At 72.3% G+C, this 24,079-nt stretch carries 21 protein-coding genes and 3 pseudogenes; 11 read left to right on the top strand and 13 right to left on the bottom strand.

Going from position 1 to position 24,079, the window contains the following annotated elements:
• The first annotated feature begins 29 nt into the window (after positions 1-29).
• The 3 genes from AB8A24_RS00825 (at position 30) to AB8A24_RS00815 (ending at position 2,919) form a co-directional block, all read left to right on the top strand.
• Positions 30-1,016, top strand: coding sequence for an ABC transporter substrate-binding protein (locus AB8A24_RS00825; RefSeq protein ID WP_328960321.1), 987 nt, complete (start codon positions 30-32; stop codon positions 1,014-1,016).
• 89 nt (positions 1,017-1,105) lie between these two features.
• Positions 1,106-2,110, top strand: coding sequence for an iron ABC transporter permease (locus AB8A24_RS00820; protein WP_328965776.1), 1,005 nt, complete (start codon positions 1,106-1,108; stop codon positions 2,108-2,110).
• Positions 2,107-2,919 (top strand): ABC transporter ATP-binding protein, encoded by an 813-nt coding sequence (locus tag AB8A24_RS00815; RefSeq protein WP_328960322.1) that lies wholly within the window; start codon positions 2,107-2,109, stop codon positions 2,917-2,919. Before AB8A24_RS00820 ends, AB8A24_RS00815 begins: the two co-directional genes overlap by 4 nt.
• A gap of 34 nt (positions 2,920-2,953) precedes the next feature.
• Here AB8A24_RS00815 and AB8A24_RS00810 read toward each other — a convergent pair whose 3' ends face one another.
• Complete coding sequence (locus AB8A24_RS00810) at positions 2,954-3,649, bottom strand: MerR family transcriptional regulator (RefSeq protein ID WP_369474220.1); 696 nt, start codon at positions 3,647-3,649, stop codon at positions 2,954-2,956.
• A gap of 133 nt (positions 3,650-3,782) precedes the next feature.
• Between AB8A24_RS00810 and AB8A24_RS00805 the strand changes: the two genes are divergently transcribed.
• On the top strand, positions 3,783-5,120 hold the full coding sequence (locus AB8A24_RS00805) for a YhgE/Pip family protein (RefSeq protein ID WP_369474218.1): 1,338 nt from the start codon (positions 3,783-3,785) through the stop codon (positions 5,118-5,120).
• Between the two features lie 121 nt (positions 5,121-5,241).
• Here AB8A24_RS00805 and AB8A24_RS00800 read toward each other — a convergent pair whose 3' ends face one another.
• The gene (locus tag AB8A24_RS00800) at positions 5,242-5,934 is read right to left on the bottom strand and encodes a hypothetical protein (protein WP_369474216.1); all 693 of its coding nucleotides are present in this window, start codon (positions 5,932-5,934) and stop codon (positions 5,242-5,244) included.
• 158 nt (positions 5,935-6,092) lie between these two features.
• Positions 6,093-6,932, bottom strand: coding sequence for an SDR family oxidoreductase (locus tag AB8A24_RS00795; RefSeq protein WP_369474214.1), 840 nt, complete (start codon positions 6,930-6,932; stop codon positions 6,093-6,095).
• 92 nt (positions 6,933-7,024) lie between these two features.
• Between AB8A24_RS00795 and AB8A24_RS00790 the strand changes: the two genes are divergently transcribed.
• Entirely contained in the window at positions 7,025-7,396 is a 372-nt protein-coding gene (locus AB8A24_RS00790) for a helix-turn-helix domain-containing protein (RefSeq protein ID WP_328960327.1), read from the top strand.
• A gap of 217 nt (positions 7,397-7,613) precedes the next feature.
• Here the strand turns inward: AB8A24_RS00790 and AB8A24_RS00785 are convergent, their stop codons facing one another.
• Complete coding sequence (locus AB8A24_RS00785; protein ID WP_328960328.1) at positions 7,614-8,198, bottom strand: DinB family protein; 585 nt, start codon at positions 8,196-8,198, stop codon at positions 7,614-7,616.
• Between the two features lie 5 nt (positions 8,199-8,203).
• Here AB8A24_RS00785 and AB8A24_RS00780 point away from each other — a divergent pair, with 5 nt between their 5' ends.
• Positions 8,204-8,425 (top strand): hypothetical protein, encoded by a 222-nt coding sequence (locus AB8A24_RS00780; RefSeq protein ID WP_328960329.1) that lies wholly within the window; start codon positions 8,204-8,206, stop codon positions 8,423-8,425.
• A 99-nt stretch (positions 8,426-8,524) separates the two neighbouring features.
• On the opposite strand, the gene AB8A24_RS00775 is transcribed toward AB8A24_RS00780, so the two are convergent.
• Together AB8A24_RS00775 and AB8A24_RS00770 are read right to left on the bottom strand one after the other, a co-directional pair.
• Positions 8,525-9,403, bottom strand: a complete 879-nt coding sequence (locus AB8A24_RS00775) for an arginase family protein (RefSeq protein WP_369474212.1) — start codon at positions 9,401-9,403, stop codon at positions 8,525-8,527.
• 193 nt (positions 9,404-9,596) lie between these two features.
• Positions 9,597-10,367 (bottom strand): hypothetical protein, encoded by a 771-nt coding sequence (locus AB8A24_RS00770; protein ID WP_369474210.1) that lies wholly within the window; start codon positions 10,365-10,367, stop codon positions 9,597-9,599.
• Positions 10,368-11,164: 797 nt separating this feature from the next.
• Here AB8A24_RS00770 and AB8A24_RS00765 point away from each other — a divergent pair.
• The 3 genes from AB8A24_RS00765 (at position 11,165) to AB8A24_RS00755 (ending at position 13,670) form a co-directional block, all read left to right on the top strand.
• Positions 11,165-12,109, top strand: a complete 945-nt coding sequence (locus AB8A24_RS00765) for a 5'-nucleotidase (protein ID WP_328960332.1) — start codon at positions 11,165-11,167, stop codon at positions 12,107-12,109.
• 83 nt (positions 12,110-12,192) lie between these two features.
• Entirely contained in the window at positions 12,193-12,882 is a 690-nt protein-coding gene (locus tag AB8A24_RS00760) for a DUF6461 domain-containing protein (protein WP_369474208.1), read from the top strand.
• 47 nt (positions 12,883-12,929) lie between these two features.
• Complete coding sequence (locus AB8A24_RS00755) at positions 12,930-13,670, top strand: ferritin-like domain-containing protein (protein ID WP_369474206.1); 741 nt, start codon at positions 12,930-12,932, stop codon at positions 13,668-13,670.
• 76 nt (positions 13,671-13,746) lie between these two features.
• Here the strand turns inward: AB8A24_RS00755 and AB8A24_RS00750 are convergent.
• A pseudogene (locus AB8A24_RS00750) lies at positions 13,747-14,313 on the bottom strand (XRE family transcriptional regulator); the annotation flags it as partial.
• Here AB8A24_RS00750 and AB8A24_RS00745 point away from each other — a divergent pair.
• Positions 14,313-14,498: pseudogene (locus tag AB8A24_RS00745) on the top strand (hypothetical protein); the annotation flags it as partial. The pseudogenes AB8A24_RS00750 and AB8A24_RS00745 overlap by 1 nt on opposite strands.
• On the opposite strand, the gene AB8A24_RS00740 reads toward AB8A24_RS00745, so the two are convergent.
• From AB8A24_RS00740 to AB8A24_RS00715, 6 genes are read right to left on the bottom strand one after another with little or no spacing between them, the layout of a single operon-like run.
• On the bottom strand, positions 14,452-15,153 hold the full coding sequence (locus tag AB8A24_RS00740; RefSeq protein WP_328960335.1) for a formyltransferase family protein: 702 nt from the start codon (positions 15,151-15,153) through the stop codon (positions 14,452-14,454). The pseudogene AB8A24_RS00745 and the gene AB8A24_RS00740 sit on opposite strands and share 47 nt — an antisense overlap.
• Complete coding sequence (locus AB8A24_RS00735; protein WP_369474204.1) at positions 15,150-18,398, bottom strand: amino acid adenylation domain-containing protein; 3,249 nt, start codon at positions 18,396-18,398, stop codon at positions 15,150-15,152. Before AB8A24_RS00735 ends, AB8A24_RS00740 begins: the two co-directional genes overlap by 4 nt.
• Positions 18,395-19,543 carry an NAD-dependent epimerase/dehydratase family protein gene (locus AB8A24_RS00730; RefSeq protein ID WP_328960337.1) on the bottom strand — a complete coding sequence of 383 codons (1,149 nt, stop codon included), beginning with the start codon at positions 19,541-19,543 and terminating at the stop codon, positions 18,395-18,397. Before AB8A24_RS00730 ends, AB8A24_RS00735 begins: the two co-directional genes overlap by 4 nt.
• Positions 19,528-21,633, bottom strand: coding sequence for a fatty acid CoA ligase family protein (locus tag AB8A24_RS00725; protein WP_369474202.1), 2,106 nt, complete (start codon positions 21,631-21,633; stop codon positions 19,528-19,530). Before AB8A24_RS00725 ends, AB8A24_RS00730 begins: the two co-directional genes overlap by 16 nt.
• A gap of 5 nt (positions 21,634-21,638) precedes the next feature.
• A complete protein-coding gene (locus tag AB8A24_RS00720) occupies positions 21,639-22,529 on the bottom strand; it encodes a hypothetical protein (RefSeq protein WP_369474200.1) in 891 nt (296 codons plus the stop codon).
• Positions 22,530-22,532: 3 nt separating this feature from the next.
• Entirely contained in the window at positions 22,533-23,594 is a 1,062-nt protein-coding gene (locus tag AB8A24_RS00715) for a 3-oxoacyl-[acyl-carrier-protein] synthase III C-terminal domain-containing protein (RefSeq protein WP_328960340.1), read from the bottom strand.
• Positions 23,595-23,971: 377 nt separating this feature from the next.
• Between AB8A24_RS00715 and AB8A24_RS00710 the strand changes: the two are divergent.
• Positions 23,972-24,044 (top strand): annotated as a pseudogene (locus AB8A24_RS00710).
• Positions 24,045-24,079: the final 35 nt, after the last annotated feature.

Below are 24,079 nucleotides of genomic sequence, written 5' to 3'. Positions count from 1 at the left end.
ACCCCGCCGACAACGTAAGGACCCACCGCATGAGGGGCATACGCCCACTGTCCTCGCTCCTGGCCGTGGCGGCCGTACTGCTCGTACCGGCCTGCGGCAGCGCAACGCAGAACCGCAGCGACCCGTCCGGACCGGGGGCGGAGGGATTCCCCGTCACCGTGTCCAACTGCGGGGTGGAGACCACCTACCGGCGTCCGCCGCAGCGCGCCGTGTCCCTGAACCAGCACGCCACGGAGGTCATGCTGGCGCTCGGGCTGGAGAAGTCGATGGTGGGCACCGGCTACCTCGACGACAGGATCCTGCCCGAGTACCAGGCCGCCTTCGACTCGGTGAAGGTGCTCTCCAAGGAGTACCCGTCCTTCGAGACGCTGCTGGCCGCCGAACCGGACTTCGTCTACGGCGGGTTCGCCTCCACCTTCGACGAGAAGGACGGCCGCAGCCGTCCTACCTTCACCAAGGCCGGCATCAACACCCACCTCAACATCGAGGATTGTCCGGCCGGGCCGGTGACCATGGCCACCATCGACGAGGAGATCCGCACCGTCGCCAAGATCTTCGGCGTTCCGGAGCGGGGCGAGCAGCAGGTGAACCAGCTGCACGGCACCCTCGACCAGGTGGACGGCAGACTGGCCGGCGTCACCCCGACCGAGCTCTTCGTCTACGACAGCGGGGACAAGACGGCCTTCACCGCCGGCGGCAAGGGCATCGGCAACGAGCTGATCAAGAAGGCCGGTGGGGTCAATCTCTTCGCCGACGTGGACAAGGCCTTCGGTGACGTGTCGTTCGAGCAGCTGGCCGAGCGCGCCCCCGAGGTCATCGTCATCTACGACTACGGCGACCGGCCCGTCGAGGACAAGAAGAAGTTCCTCCTCGCCAACCCCGCCCTCAAGGACGTCCCCGCGATCAGGAACGAGCGGTTCGCGGTACTGCCGCTGTCGTCGACCGTGCTCGGGGTCCGCGTCCCGGCGGCCGTGGAGTCGCTGGCCCGCCAGATCCACCCGGACCGTTTCCGGTGACGGAGTCGACCGAAGCGGGTGAGGCGGTCCTCGCCCCGGCGAGAACCCCGGCGTCCGCCGCGACCCGCCGCCGGGCCGTTCCCTACGCCCTGCTGCTCACCGCACTGGGAGTCCTGCTGGCGGCGACGGCGACGGCCGGCATCGCGGTCGGATCGATCGGCGTCCCGGCCGACCAGGTCTGGGGCATCCTGCTGCACCGGATCCACCCGGTCCTCGCCGACCCGACCTGGACGCCGGTCCGAGAGACGATCGTCCTCGACGTCCGGCTCCCCCGCGTACTGCTGGCCGGTGTGGTGGGCGCGGGCCTGTCGGTGTCGGGGATGGCGCTGCAGGCCCTGGTCCGCAACCCGCTGGCCGACCCGATGATGCTGGGGATCTCCTCGGGCGCGTCGGTCGGCGCGGTCCTGGTCCTCGTGTTCCACGTGAGCGTGTTCGGGATGTTCTCCCTGCCCCTGGCGGCATTCTGCGGAGCCCTGGCCGCGCTCGTCGCGGTGTACTTCCTGGCACGCTCCGGCGGACGGATGACCACCGTACGGCTGGTGCTGGCGGGCGTGGCCATGGCCGAGGTCCTCTCGGCGGTGGCCAGCCTGATGATCGTCACCTCCAACGACCCGCAGAAGACTCAGTCGGCCCTGCGCTGGATGCTCGGCGGGCTGGCCGGCACCACCTGGACGACGGTATGGATCCCCGTCGGCGCCGTACTCCTCGGCACGGCCGTCCTGCTCGGGGTGTGCCGTTCCCTCAACCTGCTGCTGGCCGGGGAGGAGGCCGCCGCGGCGCTCGGACTGGACGTCCACCGCTTCCGCGGCGCCCTGTTCACCCTGGTCGCCCTGATGATCGGCACCATCGTCGCCGTCAGCGGCCAGATCGGCTTCGTCGGACTGATCATGCCGCACGTGGTGCGCCTGCTGGTCGGAGCCGACCACCGCCGCGCGCTCCCCGCCGCCGCCCTGATGGGGGCGAGCTTCCTGATCGCCGCCGACCTGGGGGCGCGCACCCTCATGAGCCCGGAGGAGATACCCGTCGGCATCCTCACCGCCCTGGTCGGCGGCCCGTTCTTCCTCTGGCTGATGCGACGGAAGGCGGCACGATGACCCACCGCCCGACACCCGAGCCCGGCGCCCTCGACGCCGAGGACGTCAGCGTCGTGGTGAACGGCCGGACCCTGGTCGACCGCGTCTCCCTGCACGTGGCACCCGGCGAGGTGCTGGGCCTCGTCGGCCCCAACGGCGCCGGCAAGTCCACCCTGTTGCGCACCGTCTACCGTGCGCTGCGCCCCACCTCCGGACGGGTCCTGCTCGACGGCGAGGACGTGTGGCGGATGCCCGGCAAACGCCTCGCGCAGCGCCTCGCGGCCGTACTGCAGGAGTCCACGGGCGACTTCGAGCTCACCGTCCACGACGTGGTGGCCATGGGACGCACCCCGCACAAGCGCGCCTTCGCGGGCGACGACGCCGAGGACCGCGCGATCATCATGGACTCGCTGGAGGAGCTCGACGTCGCCGCCCTGGCGCACGCCCCGTTCGACCGCCTCTCGGGCGGGGAGAAGCAACGGGTCCTGATCGCCCGCGCACTGGCCCAGCGCACCGGGACCATGGTCCTGGACGAGCCGACGAACCACCTGGACCTGCGCCATCAGCTGGACGCGCTCCGGCTCGTCCGCAGGGTGGGGGTCACCGCCGTGATCGCCCTGCACGACCTCAACCTCGCCGCGTCCTTCTGCGACCGGATCTGCGTGCTGGACGGCGGCCGCACGGTCGCGACCGGAACACCGCAGGAGGTCCTCACCCGGGACCTGCTGGCCGAGATCTACCGGGTCGAGGCGGAGGTGTCCCCGCATCCGGGCACCGGGATCCCCCAGGTCACGGTGCTCCCCGGAGCCCGACGCGACGGGATCCGGTAGCCGGCAGCACCAACGTCGTGGGCCGACGCGCACGCTACGGAAGCGTGTCGTCACGCCCGCCCCGGCCGGCGCCGGCATCGGCGACCCGGCGCCTGACCTGGTCCTCCTGCGCGAGCCGCCGCAGCAGCTCGAACACGGGGGCGCAGATCGCGAAGACGATGACGGCCCGCTCGGCCAGAGCCACCGGGTCGTCCAGGCCGGCCGCGCGTTCCAGGTCCAGCCGGGCCACGGATTCCGCGAGCTCGGCGTAGGCGGCGAGCTCGCCCGGGGCGTACTGGGCGTCCAGTCGGCGCAACTCCTCCAGCGCCACCGTCAGCCCCTGCACGTGCGGTGAGCTGCTGGGTGCCTGCCAGTCCAGGTCCGCGAGGAGCTCGGCCACCTCGGCACCGGCGGTCGCGTCGGCCGCGGTCTCCGCCTCCGCCTCGGCCTCCTGGCCTGCGGCCCCCTGGGCCGCCACCGGCACCGGGAGCGCGTAGCTGACCGCTCCGAGGGCGCTCTCCGAGCTGTGGGCCTGGTCGACGGCCCCGAGCACCTCACGGGTCGCGGCGATGGACAGGCCGCCGAGCGTGGTCAGCGCCTTGATCAGCCGCAGCCGCTGGGCGTGCTCCTCCCCGTACTCGGCGAGGGTCGCGGCCGTCGCCCGCCCCACGGGCAGCAGTCCCTGCCGCAGGAAGTACTTGATGCTGGCGACCGGCACGCCGGTCCGCCGGCTGAGCTCCGAGATCTTCATACGGCTTCCCTGCTGGTCATGCGGTCCGGTATCCGGCATCGGCGATTGGACACCACAGCAAGATACTGCCACTATCCAGTAACTGGATACCATAAGTATCCAACCCCAGGAACGCAGCCGCACCGGAGAATCGATGCCTCATCCCACGCCCCCCTCCGTGCTCCGCCGACCCCAGCTGTGGATCGGGACGGGACTCATCGCCGCAGCGGTCTCGATGCTGTTCGCCCTGCTCTACGTGGGTGGCAACGTCAACCCCAAGGGCAACCTGCGCGACCTGCCCGTGGCCCTGGTCAACACCGACAGCGGAGCGGATGTCAACGGCCGCCACGTCAACCTGGGCGAGCAGATCGTCTCCGGCATCCAGAAGGCCGCCAAGGGTGACAAGAGCATCGACTGGCAGGTCGTCAGCCGCGAGGAGGCCGACAAGCGGCTGGGCCGGGGCAAGGTCTTCGGCGCCCTCGTCATACCCGCCGACTACTCCGCGACGGTGGCCGCCCTCACCGCCCCGCAGCCCGCGCCGCAGGGCCAGGCCGCCCCGCCGACCCTGACCGTGCTGACCAACCAGGCGGCGGGCAGCATCGGCTCCTCCATGTCCTCCCAGGCCGCCCAGAAGGCCGCCCACGCCGCCTCCGCCCAGCTCGGCCAGGAGCTCCTCAAGCAGGCCGGCGCCCAGAAGACCCCGCTCCCGACGGCCGCGCAGCTGAAGCTGGCCGACCCGGTGACCGTGACCGTCGCCGACGGCCACCCCGTCGGCGCCCGCAGCGCCATGGGGCTGAGCGCCTTCTACTACGCACTGGTCCTGGTCGTCTGCGGCATGCTCGGCGCCAACGTGGTCAACTCCCAGGTCGACACCGCGCTCGGCTACCTGCACACCGACTTCGGCCCCGTCCGCAAGCGCGAACCCGTGCAGCACACCAGCCGCGTCCGCACCCTGGCCATCGGCATCGCGCTCATGCTCGGCCTGTCCCTGGTGATGGGCACCCTGGTCGAGGTCGCCACGGTCGGCATCCTCGACATGGACGCCTCCCACCTGGGCCTGCTGTGGCTCTACTCGGTAGCCACCATCGCCGTGGTGGGCATCGGAAGCCTGGCCCTGTTCGCCGCCTTCGGTACGCCCGGCATGCTGCTGGCCACCATCGTCTTCGTCGCGATGGCCGTACCCACCTCGGGCGCCACCGTGCCCGTCCAGGCGCTGCCCGGGTTCTTCCGCGCCCTCGCCGAGTTCGAGCCGCTGCGCCAGATCACCGAGGGCCTGCGCTCCCTGCTCTACTACGGAGCCCAGGCCGACGCGGGGCTGACCCGGGCCTGGGCCTCGATGGGTGTCGCCCTCGTCGCCGCGCTGGTCTTCGGCTTCGCCGTCACCCGCCTCTACGACCGCAAGGGGCTGCACCGCATCCCGCGCCCCGAGGCCGAGGCCGGCGCCGCGGCCCCCGCCGAAACCTCCGAGACCGGCGCCCCGGCCACGGCCTGACATCGGCTCCGGTAGCCCCGTCCCTCACCCGCGCGTACCACCGACCGTGCGAGGGGCGGGGCTTCCGCGTACGGCTCGGCCACCGACCGAGCGGCCGGATCGGGGCTGCCGGGCCACGGCGTCATCTCCAGCGCACGAGCGCGGTCATCGCGGCAAGGTCCGTCTCCGAACGGGCCGTCGGCGCCTTCGGCCAGAGCAGTTCGTACGCGGTCCGGATCCGGAAGACCTCATCGGCGAAGGCCCGTACGACCTCGCCGGTGACCGTGCCCCGCTCCGCGTGCGCGAAGAACCGCTCGCACGCCTCCACGGCGCCTTCGCAGTCGTCGTCGAACTCGAACAGGGCACAGATCGCTTCGACGGCGCGGTCACGCGAGGTCAGATGGCCGATCCCGCAGTCCAGCCCGTCGTCGTGAAGGTCGTCGGGGTACGGCGCACGGTGCCAAGAGCCGTCCTCGAACCAGTAGACGCACTCGACCCTTCCGCGCGCCAACAGGTCGTGCAGGCGTTCAGTCCGCACCCACTCGGGTGCCCCGGCCAGGACATCGATCGGCGGCCGGTACCGCCCGACCTTGCCGGCATCGTCCTGCCCGAAGAGAACGGCGCGGTCGCCCCCGGCCCGGATCAACACCCACCGGCTGCAGGCGCCGTCGTCGTATCGCAGGTCGTGGTCGCCGTCCCCGAGCCAGTACCCGTGCCGGAAGCGCTCCTGCTCCTCCTCGGCGTTCCAGGTCGCCACGGCCAGCGCGGCCCAGCGCGCCCACAGCACTCCCGCATCCGGCAGGTCCTCCGGCCGCCCCGGACGATGCATCCTCATGTCCACCTCGTACTCCCCGCCCTCGTGTTCGCCGTCGACCCTATCGGCGGCCGTTCGAGTCCGCCGCCACGCGTCGACCCGGTGAACCTCGCCGAGCGCGGCGCGTGACCGGCTCCCGTGTTCCGCTTCACGGGCGAGCGGTTCGGTGGAGTCGCGCCTCAGCGGAACGCGGCGACATTGCGGGCGACCCAGTCGTGGAACGAGTGCGGGCCACGACCGACGACTCGTTCCACATCCGGGCTGATCCGCAGCTCGGCCGGGTTCGGGGCGGAGATGATGTCCAGGGTGTCGTCGGCGAGTTCGATCGGTACGAACCGGGTCATGCCGGCCTTGGCCTCGGCGCGGGTGAGTTCGTGGAACCGTACGGGCGAGTCGAGCGCGGCGGCGATCGCGTCCGCCTGCTGACGCGGCGTGATCACCTCCGGCCCGGTCAACTCGTACACCCCGCCGATGTGCTGATCGTCCAGCAGGCAGGCCGCGGCGACCTCGGCGATGTCCGCCGGATCGACGACCGGGACCCCCACATCGCCGAAGGGCGCGGCGACCGTCCCTCGCGTACGGACGGACTCCGCCCAGGCAAAGGCGTTGGAAGCGAACCCTCCCGGCCGCAGGACGGCCCAGTCCATTCCGGAGTCCCGCAACGCGTCCTCCACTGCGCGCATCGCGACCCGCGACGGGCCGAGCGGCCTGGTCGCCACGCCCTGCGAAGACAGCAGGACGACCCGGCGGACCCCACAGGACGCGGCCAGGCCGATGATGTCGGCCGGCCTGGCTTCGGGGGTGTGCAGGTCGCCGGAGAGCAGCAGGAAGAGTGCCTTCGCCCCGGCCAACGCAGCGGTGAGGCCCGCCGGTTCGGCCAGATCGGCCGACAGGTGCCGAACCCCCTCCGGCAGCTCCGCCCGGTGCCGCGACACCGCCGTCACCCGCTCGCCCGCCTCTGCCAGGGCCCGCGTCAAGGGTCGGCCCACATTGCCGGTAGCCCCGGTTACCACGATCATGTTCAGCTCCTGATTCGTCGTGCACTGCGGTGTCAGACGCTAGGAGCCGGGCTTACTTTCCGTAAGGACATACCCAGAGGTAAGCTCCTGACATGAGGGAAGGTGCGCAGCTGAAACGAGTCGCGACGAACCATGGGCGTGAGGTGTTTCACACCGACTGCCCCGCGCGAGACGTGGTCGACCATGTGACCAGCAGGTGGGGCGTCTGGATTCTGATCTCCTTGCGGAGCGACGACCTTCGGTTCTACGAACTGCGCGACGGCATCCAGGGCATCAGCGAGAAGATGCTCGCTCAGACCCTGCGCGCGTTGGTCCAGGACGGCCTGGTCCGGCGGGAGGTCGAGCCGACGACGCCCCCTCAGGTCACCTACGGGTTGACCGACTTCGGCCAGGACATCAGCGAGCCGCTGACGGACTTGTTCGACCGGATCACCCGGCGGCTACCGCCGCGCAGCACGGGATAGTTCCGCACTGGTCGCCCTCAAGGGCGACACGGCGGTCCCCGCCCGCCGCGCCCCGGCCCGTCCGCCCTCAGATCACGGCGGGCCGGGTTCTTCGAGCGGACGACGGCAGCAACGGGGCGGCCGGCTGCCGGAGTTCATCAGGAACCGGACGCTTCGATGGATCAGCACCCGGGACCGGCGTCATGTCGCACGAACATCACGTCACGTGAGGCAACCGTCAGGCCTTGACCGGTGCGGCCGCCCTGGCGGCCTGCTCGATCTTCGCGCAGTGGGCCGCACGGGCTTCCTCGTCGATCTGCTTCTCGTGTTCGGCGCGCAACCCGGTCCGGCCGTCGAGGCCCTCGCGCAGGATATCGGCCTGCCCGGCGTGCCGGATGGACTCGCCGAGGACATGGACCATGACGGCGAACAGGTTCGTGTCGGGATAAGGCTCCGGCCACCACGGCACGTGGCCGGGGGCGTCGAGGGGAAGCTCGTTGATCGTCGCGTCCGAGTGTTCCCACGTGCGCCGGTAGAACCCGATGATCTGATCGCGGGTCTCGTCCTCGGTCGCCCACAGGTCGCTGCCGTCGGCATCCTGCCACCGGGGCAGCGGTTCCGGGGAAGGGCGGCCGAAGACCTCGCCGAAGTACCTGGCCTCGACGGTGGCCACGTGTTTGACCAGGCCGAGGAGGTTGGTCCCGGTCGCCGTCAAAGGCCGGCGGGCGTCGTATTCGGACAAGCCGTCGAGTTTCCAGAGCAGCGCCTTGCGGTCCCGCCGCAGTCTCCCGTGCAGGTTGTCCTTCGCGAATTCATCGATCATGCGGCATGAGCCTGCCATGGGCTACTCGCGGTCTCAAGATCCCGTACGTGGTCCGCGACCGGCGGCACACGATGACCACCGGCAACGGGGGCGGGGGCTGGGCTCCGTACGGGCGCGAAGCCCTGGAGCGGATCACGGCGCTGCGCGACGACCCCATGGAGAACTCTGACATGCGAGCCGCCGCCGAAACACGGCCGGCCGCCACGACCATCCCGTACTTGCCCTGACCTATTCTGACGGTCTCCTCACCGTCGGCACTCCCCACGGCTTGCGCGTCCCGGCCGGGCTCGAAAAGACCAGGCACCGAGACATGCGCCCCGGCGGCGTCATTGCCGCATCCCTCGGCTCAGGCACTCGGCAAGGCGGGCGGCCAGTGTCGCGGCCGGATCGAGGCGGGGGTTGAAGATGGTGACATCGAGGCCGACAGCTCGTTCGTCGGCCAGCGCGATCCGCAGCACGCTCTCCAGTTCCGACCACGTCAGCCCGCCCGGGATGCGGTAGTCGACGGCCGGCATGAGCGCGTCGTCGAGGACATCGACGTCGAGGTGAACCCAGTATCCGGCGCTCTCGTCGTTGCCGAGATGGTCGATCGCTCGGCGGGCCGCCGCAGCGGCGCCGACCGCCCGCACACCGTGAAGGTCGATGGTGCGAAGTCGCGGGGGTAGTGGCTGCATTCCGGCTTCGGTGGACTCGGACGTGTCGCGGAAGCCGAACGCGACGATGTCCTCGTCGCGCAGCAGGGGCCCGCGGCCTTCCAGGTCGGTGAGCAGTCGGGGGCCACGGCCGGTGGCCAGGGCGAGTTCCATCGAGGCCGCCTCGCCTGTCGGCTCCGCTGCCGGCTGGTAGAAGTCGGTGTGGCCGTCGAGGAACAGCAGGCCGTGGCGTCCGCGGCGGCGCAGGCAGAGGAGGTTGCCGAGCAGGATGCTGCAGTCGCCGCCGAGGACCACGGGGAAGAGGCCGTTGTCCAGGACGGAGCCGACGGCGTCGGCCAGGGCGACGGCATACCGCGCGATGCCGAGCGGGTTGAGGATCCCTGTGGTCTCGTCCCGCCTCGGGTCATACGGTGGAGCCTCGACCCTGCCGGCCCGTACGGCCCCGAGTCGCTCGGCCAGACCGGCATCGAGGAGGGCCGTCGGCATGTCCTGGACGCCGGAGGGCCGTAGCCCAAGGACGGACGGCGCCTCGATGATCGCCGGCTTCCGCACGGATGCCTCCCTACGCCGTCGGGGGCGGGCACCTTCTGCCGGAACCCGCGTTCACGGCCCCATGCTCTCGTAGAGGGGGCGCTGTACGGGGTCGGCTGCCCGGCACGCACCGCACAACCTGTGCCGGATCAGGTTCGTGCGGACGGCGCCGGTCGGCCGGTGAACCTCCATGCGATCCACGGATGGGGACGGGTCAATTGACGCATCGGTCGATTCCGGGGACGCTCAGGCAGTGCGAGACCTCCTCCTTCGGCGGTGCCTCGGCGACCAGGCGGAACACGTCCTGGGGGATGGTGAGGACGGCCAGCCGGGAGCGCGGCATGACCACCTGGCCGACCTTCCGCACCAGCACCGCGCGTGCGCTCGCTTCGGTACGCGTCAGGCGGTAGATCCCGATCGGGACCCGGGTGCCGGCCGGATATCCGAAGACCGCCAGCCGGTGGCCGCGCTCCCAGCCTTCCGCCGTCTCCGCTCCCCGGTTCCGGCGCAGCGAAATCCCGCCGGTGGCGCGTGTGGCACCGGCGCTCGCCGTCAGGGTGAGCCGACCGGTGGCGGCGACCGCCTCTCGGGCCGGGTCGGGCGGGAGGAACGTCCAGTATCCGCTCCGCAGGAAGCCGCCGCCGGCGTCCTCTACCTCCAGGGCGCGTCCGTTGAAGAGCTCCTCCTTCGATGAGTCCCCGGAGCTCAGGGCCGCCACGGGCGTCACGGGCGTGGTGTAGGTCCGACCCCCTGCTGCGACCGTGACCGTGATCGGCTTGCCCTGCGCGAACCCGTACAGGCACAGCGCCGATCGGTCTCCGAGAGCGAACGTCACCGCGTCGGCCGACTGGCGCTCGTCGCGCCCCGACGAGACCCAGGCCATGGGCCGGTCGGCCGGGCGGCCTCGGGTGAGCAGGGCCAGTTCGTCACCGCAACGGACGGGATCGGCGCCGGGCAGCCCCATGTCGAACTGCTCGGCCAGCAACAGGTCCGGAGCCGAGGGGCTCGGCGTCCCGGGACGCGTGGCGGCCGTGGGAGCCCTGCCCAGGGGCGATGGCGTCGGGGCCTCGCGGCCCGTCGTGCACCCGGTGACGAGAGCGAGAGCCAGAGTCAGAGCCAGAGCGAGAGCCGGAACGAGCGGACGCGGCCCGGTCGGACACCTCGGGCGCCGCCCGGTCACTGTCGATCACCTCTCGGCATCGTTCTCATCGCCCGTCCCCACATCTCTCCTCGGCCTGCCACAGTTCCGCGGCGTAGGCCTGTTCGTACTGACGTCGCAATCCGGCGACCGCTCTCGCACCACGGCGCGGACCGCCGTCGCGTACCCGGCCGGCTCGGCGAGAATCGCGAGCGCGGGGCACCGGTGAGACGGTGGAACCGATCGTCTCCGCCACGAGCAGGGCACAGGGTACGCACGCATGCCGCGAACAGGCCGAGCACCGACCACAGCCACAGCGAGAACCGGCTCTCGCCCTCCGGCGTATCGTCCGGTGGGCCGTGCGGATGGTCCGGCATACGCCTCCTCACCCCGTCGGCTCACCGGCGCGTCTCGCTGCCGACCAGCACAGTAGGGCCGCCGAAAGGGCGTCGACGGCCGACGCCGCCGTCGGCACCTGAATGCCGCCGTGAATTCCCCGGATCAGAGGCAGGCGCGCATGCGCTGGGCTCCATCGCGCCGTGGAGGCGGGGCCCGGCTCGAACGGTGGATCGGGAGGCGTTTGCGGGCATACACCGAAGGGTGATGAGCATCCCGACGTCGCACACGTGTCAGCAGGGGGCGCCATGAGGTACGACCTGTCCGATCGCCTGGTGGTGGGGATCGCGTCCAGCGCCCTGTTCGACCTGACCGACTGTGACGCGGTGTTCCGGGAGCAGGGTGAGGACGCGTACCGGACCTACCAGGAGACGCATGTCGATGAACTTCTGGCCAAAGGAGTGGCGTTCCCCTTCGTCAGACGCCTGCTGTCCTTGAACGACCTCGCGGAGCAGGCCGACCCGCTGGTCGAGGTCATCATCCTCTCGCGCAACGATCCGGACACCGGGATGCGTGTCATGCGTTCGATCGAAGCCCACGACCTGCCGATCAGCCGGGCGGTCTTCCGGCAGGGCCGCCCCTCGCACCAGTTCATGCCCGCGCTCAACATGTCGCTGTTCCTGTCGGCCGACGGACCCGATATCCGGGACGCGGTCGCGGCCGGGCTGCCCGCGGGACACGTGCTCAGAACGGGGCGCGTCGACGACGAGAGCGATCCCGAACTCCGTATCGCCTTCGACTTCGACGGAGTGGTGGCGAGCGACACCGCCGAGCGGGTCTACCAGCGCGGTGGGGTCGACGAGTTCCGTGCCTTCGAAGTCCGCAATGCCGCCACCCCGCACGATCCGGGTCCGCTACGAGACTTCCTGGCCGGCATCAACCGCATCCAGCGCCTCGAAGAAGCGCGGCGCCGCGAGGACTCCGGGTATCGACCCCGCCTTCGCGTCTCGCTGGTCACCGCTCGGGACGCCCCCTCGCACGAACGCGCCCTGATGAGCCTCAAGGAGTGGGGGCTGCGGGTCAACGACGCCTTCTTCCTCGGCGGTATCGACAAGGCCGCGGTCATGAAAGCCCTCGACCCGCACATCTTCTTCGACGACCAGGTCGCCAATCTCAACGGCACCGCCCAGGGCACTCCGAGCGTCCACATCCCCTTCGGCGCCATCAATGCGCCGCCTCCCGCGACGATCTGAGCTCCGGCCCGGCGGCCGGGCGGCCGGGCGCGCGGGGGCGGCCGCGCAGGCCGGTGTCAGTGGGCGCCGGCAGGATGCGCTGCATGAGTTCCGCCACCGCGGCCGATTACGGCTGGATACGTTCCCCACACTCGCTCTTCGCCTACGCACTGGAGATCGGGTACACCCTGACGCTGCTGCGGGGAGTCTCACCCGCGGAGTTGCTCCACATCGTGGGGGCCGAGCCGCGCGGTGTGTGCGAGGACCTCCACGAGTTCATCGGGGAACATGAGGATTTCCTGGACGGATTCGAGAAGTGGCCCGATGCCTTCCTCGCCGGAGCGTTCACCGTGCCGGGCGCAGGAGGGGACTGGACGCTCGCCCTGGATTTCGGAGGCGATCTGGGCATACGTCCGGACACCATGGAGGCGCTCTCCGCCGGAACGCGTGCCGTCTCCCACTGCAGCAACGGAGGGAAGCCGATGGACTTCTTCCACTGGTACGAGGAGGGGGAGTTGATGACCACCTTCGAGTGGCCCGCGGACAGGACGGGCAGCACCCCCGATGCGCTCAACCCCTTGATGCTGCAGGTCGGCCTCAACCCGTTCGGGGACGAAGATCCCGACGTCGACACGAAGGCGGCGGTCCTGGCGCTGACCGAGCGCTTCACCGGGGTCAGGCTGACCGAAGAGCTGCTCGCGAAGGCCGAATACCACGTGGGAGCAGTCCCGGAGGAACCCGTCCGACACGCGGAGCACCGCCCGCCACCGACCGGTTCTGTTACGCGGCCATGACACTCCAACACTTTTGAACACGATCAATAATCGCTAGATTGTTGAACATGATCAAAAGTGAGTACGGGGCATGGGTGCGCGAGTTCGAGGCCGAGCGGGAGCGCCGAGCGGCTCTGGGCGACCCCGACTGGGGGAAGGGCACGCAGCTGCCGGCGGACATCGTCCGCAGCATCCAGAAGTTCCAGGTCGGCGAGGACGGCGACGGCTCAGCACTCACCGCCAAGGCCGACCTCGCGGGTGATCCGGTCTACTCCCAGGCGGTCCGGCTCTTCATCGCCGAGGAACAGAACCACGCGCGCATGCTGGAGCTGCTGCTGGCGGCCGGCGGGGCCGAGACCCTCGACGGGCATTGGAGCGACGCGGCCTTCGTCCGGGTCCGGCGGCTGCTCGGACTGCGGGTGGAACTGCTGGTGCTGATGATCGCCGAGGTGGTGGCGCTGGGGTACTACCAAGCCCTGCGCGACGGCGCGACCGACCCGCTGACCACCGAGGTCGCGGGCCGGATCCTGGCGGACGAGGAGCGGCACGTCCCCTTCCACTGCCTGCGCCTGCGCGAGGGGCTCGCCGGGCTGCCCCGGCCCGCCCGCCGGGCGGTGACGGCCGGGTGGCGCGGACTCCTGGCCGGCGCCGCCGCCTTGGTCGCGGTGGACCACGGTCCGGCCCTGCGGGCCCTCGGGGTGGACCGCGGCGCCTTCGTCGCACGGACCGTGCGCTCCTCCGCGTGGATGGCCCGCGCGATGGCGGGTGGCCCGGTCGCCACGCCCGCGGGGGTGGGCGCGGGCGTCTGACCTCCGCTGCCGATCACCCAGGCCGCCCACGCCTCCCGGTCCGCCCACGCTTCCCGGTCCGCCCGGGCGCCGGCCGTCACATCGAGGTGCCGGTGGCGGCGGACGACGGCATGGACGGAGTGTCGGTGCGGCGCAGTACCGCCCGCTCACCACCGCTGTCCGCACCCAGGCCTTCGAGCAGGCGCAGACCGTCCTCGGCGGGGCTGCCCGGGGCCGCGGACAACACCAGCAGCTCCATGCCCGATTCGCCCGGCAGCGCGAAGTTCTCCTGGTGCAGTTCCAGCAGTCCCACCAACGGGTGCCGGTACGCCTTGCGTCCGTGGGTGCGGGCGGGCACGTCCGCGCGGGCCCACAGGCGGCGGAAGCGCTCGCTGCCCATCGCCAGTTCGCCGATGAGCGAGGCAAGGCGAGGGTCCTCGGGGTACTGGCCGGCGGCCAGACGCAGATGCCCGACCACGTCGAGGGTGCACTTCTCCCAGTCCGCGTAGAGGCCGCGCTCCGCCTCCTCCAGGAAGATGTGCCGGGCGGTGTTCAGGCCCGGCACCGGCCGACCGTGGAGGAGCCCCGCCAGACGGTTCCCGGCGAGCACGTCCAGCCGATGGTCCATGACCAGCGCGGGAGCGCCGACGACCAGGTCGAGGACGGCGGCAGAACTTCGGTGACTACGAGATCCCCTCGCTGCACCTGAAGGAGGGGCTGGAGCCCGCGGGCCCCGGCCACAGGCCGCGCCGGGCCGGCTGTCGGACCGGGCCCCGGGTGTGCCCGGGTGTCCCGGGTGGCCTCAGGAGGCCGAAGCCGGTGCGGGCGGCCCGAGCAGGGCCCGAGTGACCTCGGGCGCATGGGTGGCGAAGGGGCCGAGGTCGGTGGCGCGCGGGTAGGCGGGATGGTCGCGGTAGGTGTCGAGCCGCTCCAGCGCGCGCAGGCCGTAGTACGCGGACGGTTCCGCCGCCGTGGCGCGTACGGGGTGGGCGGTTCCTGCCGCGACCGCCGGGAGGATCCGCTCGAACAGGGCGTGGCAGGCGCGGATGCCGCGGAGCATGACCTGGTGGTAGCGGTCCTCGGGCCCGATGGGGAAACGGTGTTCGGCCAGGACCGGACCGGTGTCGATGCCGGCGTCGACCTCGTGGGCGGTGGCGCCGTACTCCGTGTCGCCGTTCAGCAGGGCGAACAGGACGGCCACGGAGGGCAGTCCGCGATGCCGTGGCAGCAGCCCGTTGTGGATGTTGACGATCCGCAGGCCCTCGGCCCGGAGCAGGGGTTCCCGAAAGATCTGCCGGTTGTTGAGGGACCACACGATGCCGTCGGTGCCGGCCCGGGAGAGCGTGTCGGCGTGGGCGTTGACGTCGGCCGCCGCGAGGTGGGGCGCGTCGGCGGCCGCCGCGTCCAGCGGGTCGGCGGAGCAGACCAGGTCGACCGGGTGGCCGTGGGTGGCCGCGTGGGTCACGGCGCGGCGGAGCAGGGCTCCTTCTCCGACGAAGATCATGCGGATGCCTCCTCGCGGGCGGCGGTCAGGTGCTCGCAGACCTGCCCGAGCGTCAGGTCCCGGACGAGGCAGTCGAGACGGCCGGTGAACTGTCGGGCCTGATCGGGGGTGAGCAGGTCCGAGGAGACGGCGGTGAGCATCTCGACGAGGGCCAGGGAATCCCCGCCGAGGGCGTGGAAGTCCGAGTCCGACGACAGCAGTTCGCCGTCGACGCCGAGGACCTCCGCCCAGTGGTGCCTGACCCGTGCGTCCAAGGTGACGGGCGCAACCGCGGTTGCGTCGGCGGATACGGCTACCGTTGCGGCCGGCGTGGACCGGGCGAAGGGATCGGGGAAGGCGGCGAGATCGACCTTGCCGCTGACCGTGCTGGGCAGTGTGTCGATCACGACGACATGGGCGGGGACGAGGTACGCGGGGAGGGTCCGGGTCAGTTCGGTCCGCAGGGCGCTGCCCAGGTCCCCGCCCGCCGCGGGATCAGCGGCGTGGGTCGGCAGTACGTACGCGCAGAGCACGGCCGCCGTGGAGTGCGGGCGACGGCGTGGCACGACGACGGCACGCTGGACGGTCGGGTGGGCTTCGAGGGCGGCGGCGACCTCGGCGGGATCGACACGGTGCCCGGCGATCTTCACCTGCTCGTCGATGCGCCCGGCGAACTCGACCGATCCGTCCGCCAGTCGGCGTCCGAGATCACCGGTGCGGTAGGCGCGGAGGCCGTCGGGGCCGGTGGTGAAGGGTGAGGGGCGGCCGTCGGGCGGGCCGAGGTAGCCACGGGCCACCTGGGCGCCTCGTACGACGATCTCGCCGGTGCGACCGGTGTCGCCCGGTCCGCTCCCGATGGTCTCGCCGTCCTCGGTGACGAGGTCGACCCGGGCGTACGGGCCGGGGCGGCCGATCGGGACGGTCGCGCCGCTCTCCGCCCCGTCCACGGTGTGGGCGAGTACGGCGACGGTCGCCTCGGTGGGCCCGTACGCGTTGATCACACGGCAGTCGGCCCCGAATGCGGCGTGCGCGGACCGTACGGCGGTGGGGGTGAGGGGCTCGCCGCCCAGCAGCAGGGTGCGCAGTCGGAGCGCGGGGCCGCCGCCCGCGGCGCCGAGCAGGGCGAGGTGGGAGGGCGTGAGTGCGAGGGTGTCCGCGCGGTGCTCGGCGACCAGGTCGCGCAGGGTGGCGGGCGAGGGCGGGCCGGGGGCGAGGACGACCGTTCCGCCGGCCGCCAGTGGCAGGAAGAGGGGGAAGCACGAGATGTCGAAAGCGTAGGAGGAGGCGAAGCCGAAGCGCGTGCGACCGGTGACGTGGCAGACCTCGGTCATCCAGCGGACGAATCCCATGAGGCTTCCGTGCTCGATCTGCACACCCTTGGGGCGGCCGGTGGAACCGGAGGTGTGGATGACGTACGCGAGGTCCGCGGGCCGCACGTCCGCCGTCCCGTCCGCCGCCGCGTCCGGTCCGGCGGCAGGGCTGTCGAGCAGGTCCTCGACGGCGAGCAGGGTCCCGGGCACGAACGGGGCGAGGTCCTCGGCCAGGTGTCGTCGGGTCAGGCAGATGCCGGCGGCGGATCCCTGGAGGATCTCCCTGATCCGTACGCCGGGGTGGCCGGGGTCGAGCGGCACGTAGGCGGCGCCCGCCTTGAGGATCCCCCAGAGGGCGGCCACTCCGGCGGGGGTGCGGTCGACGACCAGTCCCACCAGGTCCTCGCGTCCTACGCCGCGGCTCCGGAGCCCGGCCGCGACGGCGTCGGAGCGTCGATCGAGTTCGGCGTACGTGACCACGCCCTCGGGCCCGTCGATCGCGGGCGCGTCGGGGGTGCGGGCGGCCTGGTCGCGGAAGGCGTCCACGACGGTGAGCCCGGGGACCGCCGGGTCCGGACCGGCGGCCGGAGCGGGCACGGCCGGAGCGGGGTGCGCGGTCCGTGGTGCGGGGCCCGTGGCCACGGCGTCCGCCGAGGCGAGGCCGGCCAGGACCGTGTCCAGCAGCCGCCCGGCGCGGGCGGCGAGGTCCGGGCCCGAGCCGCGGACGCCGAGGGTGATCTCGGTGGCCGTGCCGGTCTCGGCGGCGACCAGGGAGAGCGGAACCAGCGGCGCGTGCACCGGCAGTGCGTAAGCCGTGGACGCCGTGAAGCCGCCGCCGGAGAATTCCGCCAGGTCCAGGCGGCCGAGGTGGGAGACGACGGCCGAAGCGAGGTGCCGGTCGGTACGTGACGCCACGGCCTGGGCGGTGCGCAGCAGGGCGGCGGTCACGGGCCGGGGCAGCGGCGCGAGGGCCGTTTCGAATCCGGCGGCGAGTTCGCCGTTCCCGGCCAGGGCGGTCAGCAGGAGGGTGTGCGCGGCCGTCCAGTCCGCCCCGGGGTGAAGGTCCAGGAACAGCGGCAGGCTCAGGTTGCCGGTGGCCGCGATCCCGGGGCGGTGGCGGCGCAGGTCGACGGGGACCATGACACGGGTGTCGAGCCGGGTGGCGTCGGCCAGGGCCTGGGCGAGGCGGGCGGTGAGCGCGGAACGGCGGCCGGGCAGGGTGCGGCGCAGCCACAGCGTCCGGAGCGGGCGGCCGCCGCCGTCGGCCGAGCCGAGCGGGGAGCGTCGGGGAGGCGCCGGCGTGGGCCGCGTCCGGGTGCTGCCGAGACCGCGCAGCAGTCCGGCGTCGGTGTCCGGGTCGAGGGCGGGCCGGGCGGGCTCGCCGCGCAGGGCCCGGAAGACCTCCCGTACCCAGGTCAGGGCGCCGTGGCCGTCCATCAGGGCGTGCGAGGCGCTGAAGACGAGGGTGGTGGTCCCCTTCCGGTCCCCGCCGTCCCCGCCGTCCCCGCCGTCCCCGCCGTCCGCACCGTCCGCACCGTCCGCACCGTCCGCACCGTCCGCACCGGGCACGATCAGCACTTCGCAGCCCGGCGGCTCCGTTCGACGCGACGGCCCGGCGGGCAACTCGACCGTTCCGGGAGCCGAGTCGGTGTACACACCGGCGCGTGGTACGTCGTACCGCACCCGCGGCGGCGGCCCCCCGACGGTCCACATCGCGCCGGCACGTACGAGCTGTGATCCCGGGCAGGACTCGGCGGCCCGTGCCACGGCCGCCCGGAGGTCCTGCGCGTCGGGTACGCCCTCGCCCTCGACGACGATGCGCAGGGCCATGGCCCCGCGGGCGTCCCCGGCGGCGAGGTAGAGGCGTTCGGTGGGCGACACCGAACGCCGGTAGCGGGCGTTCGCACCGGTACGAGCATCGGTGTCGGTACCGGTACCGACCTGATGGGATGTCATGACGTGGTGTTCCCTTGTTCGGTGTGGCCGGGTCCGGGGCGGGCCGATACGGCGGCTTCGGTGGGGGCGGCCGGGCCGGCGGTCCAGGCGGCCACGCCTCCCACCTCCGTCACCCACTCCCCCAGTGCGCGCAGCCCGTCGGCCTGGGTGCGCGGAGCCGCGTAGCCGAGGTCCCGGCGGGCGGCGGAGGTGTCGTACGTCGCCGAGCGGGTCAGCAGCGCCATCATGTAGCGGCTCATGGGCGGACCCGCGTCCGGACCCGCGTCCGAGCCCCTGCCGGCGGACCGGTGGCGCAGGTTCCAACCCGTCTCGACGGCCGCGGCCAGCCCGCGGCCGAGGAGGAGCGGGATGCGCGGGGCGGGCGGCGGGCAGTCGAAGAGGGCTCCGACCCGCGCCAGGAAGGGCCACAGGTCCGTCTCCTCGCGGTCCGCGACGAAGTAGGCCTTGCCGCCGACCCGCCCGGCGGGCGCGTGCACGGCCCGCAGGCAGGCGTCCACCGCGTTGTCGACGTGGCAGAGCGAGACCAGCACCCGTTTACCGCCCGACAGGTCGGGCAGTCGGCCCACGCGCATGGCGTCGACCATGCGCGGCAGGAATCCGGCGTGGTCGCGCGGCCCCCAGATGCCGCGCGGGCGCAGGGCGCAGGTGGTGAACTCCGCACCGTCGGCCGCCCGTACGTGCTGTTCGGCGATCGCCTTCGTCTCGCAGTAGTGGTTGAACCACCGCCGCGGGTACGGGGTGCTCTCGTCGATGCCGAGACGGTCGCCCTCCCGTGTCCGCATCAACGCGCTCGGGCTGGAGACGAACACGAACCGCCGCGCCCCCGCCGACCGCGCCGCCGTCAGCAGCCGCTGCGTGCCGGTGACGTTGGCGGCCTCGAACTGGGCGCGGCTGCCGTGGTCGACGACCCGTGCCGCGCTGTGCAGGACCGCTTCGCAGCCCTGCGCTGCCCGCCCGAGCGAACCCTCGTCGGTGAGGTCGCCGGTGACGACCTCGACGCCGGGCAGGGAGCCCAGGCGTACGGCGGCACGGCCGGGGCGGACCAGGGCGCGGACCTGATGGCCCTGGCGCAGGGCACCGTCGACGAGGTGCCCGCCCAGGAATCCGGATGCTCCGGTGACCAGGATCTTCACAGCGTCCGCCACCAGGTCGCGCCGTAGAGCATGGTGTTGCGGACCACCGAGGCGGTCCCGTGGCCGGCCTCCCGGCCGCGCGGCAGCGCGAGCGGGATCTGCGCGGCGTGCACGCCGATGCTCAGGAAGGCGTCGGCCCACCACAGCCACCGCAGCACGGGAAGGTCGGGTACTCCCCCGGCCGTGGCCCACACCGCCCCGCCCACGAGGTACGCCCATCCGGCGAGCGGCACGATCCGGGCTGCGCGCCGGCCGGTGGACGACGTCGGGCGGGCCTGCTGCCGCTCGGCCCAGCGGGCGAGCTCCTCGCGGCCGATCTTGGCGTTGTGCCGGATGTCCACGGGGAAGCCGGGGTGGCGCAGGAACTCCTGGAGGCCGGTGGTCGCGGCCTGCGCCTCGGCCATGGTGCCCAGCTCGGCGACCAGCCGCGTCCACGTGGCTTCGTCGAGCTCCGCCCCGTCCGGCCCGGTCTCGGTCTCCACGCAGACGACGGGCCGTTGGGCGCCGGCCGGCCCGATGCCGACCAGGGCGGTGCGCCGGACCAGCGGATGGGCGTTGAAGACTCCCTCGCAGCGCACGGTGTGCAGGTCCCGGTCGCCGGTGCGGACCCGCTGCGCTGCGCGCCCGCAGAACCACAGGCGTCCTTCGGCGTCGAGGTGGCCCAGGTCTCCGGTCCGGTGCCAGACGAAGGGCTCCGCGCCGCCGGGGCGTTCCTCGGTCGCCTTGTGCGCGGCGTCGGATGCGGGTGCGCGGTGGTAGCGCCGGCTGACGGAATCGCCTTGGACCAGGATCTCGCCGACGCGCCCGGCCGGCAGGCCGGCCGCGGGGTCGAACCGGGGCAGCGGGCCGTCGGTGACGGGGGCGATGGCCACCCGGGTGCCGGGGACGGGTCGGCCGACACAGGTCCCTTCGCCCGCGGCGGCTCCGGCCGCGGTCCCTGCCCCCGTACCGGCCGCGGTCCCGGCCCCCGTACCGGCCGCGGTACCGCCGTCGTCGCGGGCGGTGTCGAGGTCGTCGTCGCCGAGGATCTCGGCGGCCTCGATCGAGGAGATCGGCAGCACCTCCGTGGCCCCGTACGTCACATGGATGCGCGCCTTCTCGTCGAGGACGGTGCGCAGCGCGGCCACGACCGCGTCGGGCACCGGGGCCCCGCCGGAGACGACGCAGCGCAGGTCGGGCAGCGGGTGGCGGCCGCGGGCGGCGCCGGTGAGGTGTCCGGCCAGGTTCCGCAGCAGGGCGGGCGAGGCGAACATGGTGGTGACGCGGAATCGTTCCAGCGCGTCCACGAGCAGGGCGGGATCCGCCTGGGCGACCCGGGCGGGCGCCAGTGGCGCGAGGACCAGGGTGGATCCGTAGACCAGGTCGAGCACCCCGTAGAACGGCAGGGTGACGAGCGAGACGTCGTCGCGGGTGCGGCCGTGGACGGCTTCTATCTGGCGGGCGATGGACAGCGCCATGCGGTGGGTGTACTCGACTCCCTTGGCGGGGCCCGTGCTTCCGGTGGTGAAGCCGATCATCAGCAGGTCGTCCCCGCCCGTCGGCGCCGCCGTGTCCGCGGGCCCGGCGGTCGCGGGGGTGGCGGTCGCGGGGGTGGTGCGCAGCGCGGCCAGCGTGTGGCCGCGGCCGAGCCGGCGCCGCCCCAGGGTGACGGGCACCCGTACCCCGGCGAAGGTGCGGCGGCCCAGGACGCGTACGAGTTGGGCGAGGGGCGGCCCGATGAAGGCCTCGGCGCCCACGGCCCGGTAGCAGTGCAACATGCGCCGCACACCCATGCCGGGATCGACGACGACGGGCACGGCCCCGACCCGGAACAGCGCGAAGCAGAGGGCGAACAGCTCGGGCCCGGGTGGGGCCATCAGCACCGTTCGCGTGCCCCGGGTGATCCCGGCGCGCCGGAATCCGCGAGCCAGTTCCTCGACCGTGTCCTGCAACTCGCCGTAGGTGACGACGCTGTAGCCGCCGGAGCCGCGGCCTTCGGGGTGGATGACGGCCGGCTTCTCGGGAAAGGCGCGGGCGTTGCGCTCGAGCCATCCGGCCAGGCCGTCCAACAGGGTGGCGGATCGTTCCACGGCCGGGTCTTCGACGAACCTCGTCTGCGGCACGGTGCTCACCGCCCCTCGGGCCGGTAGAGGGCGCACGCCGCGCTGGGGCCGGCGCCGACCGACACGAACAGGAACTGGTCGTAGGCGCGGTCGAGGGGGTGGTCGTGAGGGTGGTCGTCCTCGTCGTGGCGTACGCCGTCCATCGCCCGGAGGTAGCCGAGGACCGGCGAAGCGGTGTGCGGCTCCCCTTGGGCCCCGACGCCGTCGGCGCTCGTGGACGGGCCGATCACCAGCGTCTCGTCGAGGTCGATGCCGAACTCCCGGGCGTAGTCGGCGGCGGCCCGCGCCGCGAACTCGGCCAGCCGCTCCGCGTGGTCCGGCTCGCGTCGGACGGTGATCGTGGTCCGCCCGTGCCGGCCCATGGCGGCGGTGTCGAGGTAGCCCTCGACGTCGGTGGGCCGGTCGGCGGTGTAGTGCCGGACCGGACCGAACCCGGCGTCGGGGTCGGCGCTGCGCTCCAGCAGGAGGGCGCCGGCCAGGTCCGCGTACGGGTAGTCGGCGTCACCCTGCGCGTCGCCGCCGGGGTGGACGTCGGCGGCCGTGATCAGCAGCCGTTCGGTGCTTCCCGTGTCCAGCAGGGCCTGGCCCACCTGGACGGCGTTGAGCACGCCGCAGGCTCCGTTCATCAGGTCGAAGGAGAAGCCCGCGGCCGGTTCGGGGTCGGCGATGTAGTCGAGGTTGATGCCGACCTCCTTCTGGACCAGGGCCGCCATGGCCGGTTCGAAGGTGTTGTGTTCGCGGTAGACGCCGACGTTGATGAGGGTGCCGATCGAGGAAGCCGGCACCTGTGCCCGCGCCAGGGCGCCGCGGGCGGCCCGGCCGGCGAGGTCCACGACGGAGGCCGGGGCGGACCTGTCGGGAAGTGCGGTCGCGGCCGCGGTGATCACCATGCCCATGGCTCACACCCCCACGTTCGTGAGCGTCGCGGACAGGGCACCGGTGACCACGCCGGAGGCGGCCGGCACCAGCAGGTACTTGGCCCCGGGTCGGGCGTCGCCCGCCCTGAGGTGTTCGCACAGCGTCAGGAAGTGCGAGGTCGTGGCGGTGTTTCCGTACCGCTCCACGACGGAGAGCGAGTCGGGCATGGGCGTGCCGAACTCGGCCTCGGCCGTCTGGTTGACGTAGTCGATGAAACGGGTGCCGACCTGGTGCTGGATGACGTGGTCGAACTCCTCGGCGGCGAACGTCCGCCCCCGCTTGGCCAGGAAGTCCTCGTGGAAGCGCGGCCACAGCTTGAGCCGGTCGCGGTTGTGCATCTTCTTGTTGTCCGTGTAGAGGGAGATGCCCGGGGTGCGGTCGCTGGGCATGCCCATGCACAGGTGGGAGTACTCGGAGCAGGTCATGAGCTCGATGTAGTGGATGCGGTCGGCGGCGTCGACGGAGACGTCCAGGACGACCGCGGCCGCCGAGTCGCCGACGGAGAGCGAGGCGAACTGCGGGTCGTAGGAGTCGGCCATCTCGCGTGCGGCGGTCTGGGCGACGCGGGTCGCCTGCTCGCCGCTGACGACCAGCCCGCGCCGCACGGCACCGGAGCGGATCATCCGGTCGAGCAGCCACACGCCGGTCATCATTCCGGCGCAGGCGTTGGAGACGTCGAAGTGGATGGCGGAGCGGGCGCCGAGTTCCCCGGCCAGCATCGCGGCGAAGGACGGCTCGAAGGTGAAGCGGCTGCCGTCCTTGAAGCGGGTGATCGACGCGGAGATGACGATGTCGAGGTCGGCGGCCTCGTAGCGGGAGGACCGCAGCGCGTCCCGGGCGGCGGCCAGGGCCATCCCGAACGAGTCCTCGCCGGCGTCCGGTTCGGGGTCGTACACGCGTCGCTCGGTGATCCCGGTGATCTTCTCGATGTCCACGTCCCCCAGCCCCGGGACCAGGGCGGCGAGTTGAGGAGTGGTCTGGACTGCTGCCGGAAGGCAGAGACCTAAGGCTTCTATTCGGCTGTGTGCGGTGGCGGTGCTCATGTGTGTCGCTCTCCGTGGCGGTCCGCCGCGGGCATGGGAGTGCCAGGGCGGTGGTTGACAGAGGGATTCAAGGGGTGTCCGGGGAATAACGGACAGTCAAGTTACCGTAGCGTACGGAGATGTCGACGATGTGACAGGGCTTCGCAAATCCGGAACATACGGTCGAATATCGGCCACCCGCCACCGCTCGCCACCACCGCGACACCAAGCAGAATCCGCGCTTCCGCCCCTCTTCACGGCACCCACGCGCTCGAAAACCTGTCCGGAACCACTCGGTCCACCTGGCGGGCCGTGATCGGGACGGACCTCCGCCCCCGCGAGACCGGCCAAACTGGTGATCGATTTCCGGCCGCCGGATGGGTATGATCGCCGGCAGCAAGGCCGTAGCGCAGAGGTCGTCGCGCCCACGCATCGAGCTGGAGGACGTCGGTTCGAATCCGACCGGTCTTGCGTCTTCTTCTGCAGTTCTCTCGTCAAAGTCGTGA

This window comes from Streptomyces sp. BF23-19 (assembly GCF_041106355.1).
Lineage (GTDB): Bacteria > Actinomycetota > Actinomycetes > Streptomycetales > Streptomycetaceae > Streptomyces > Streptomyces virginiae_A.
Note: the sequence above shows the minus strand (reverse complement) of the source record. Positions and strands in the feature narration are given on the sequence as shown.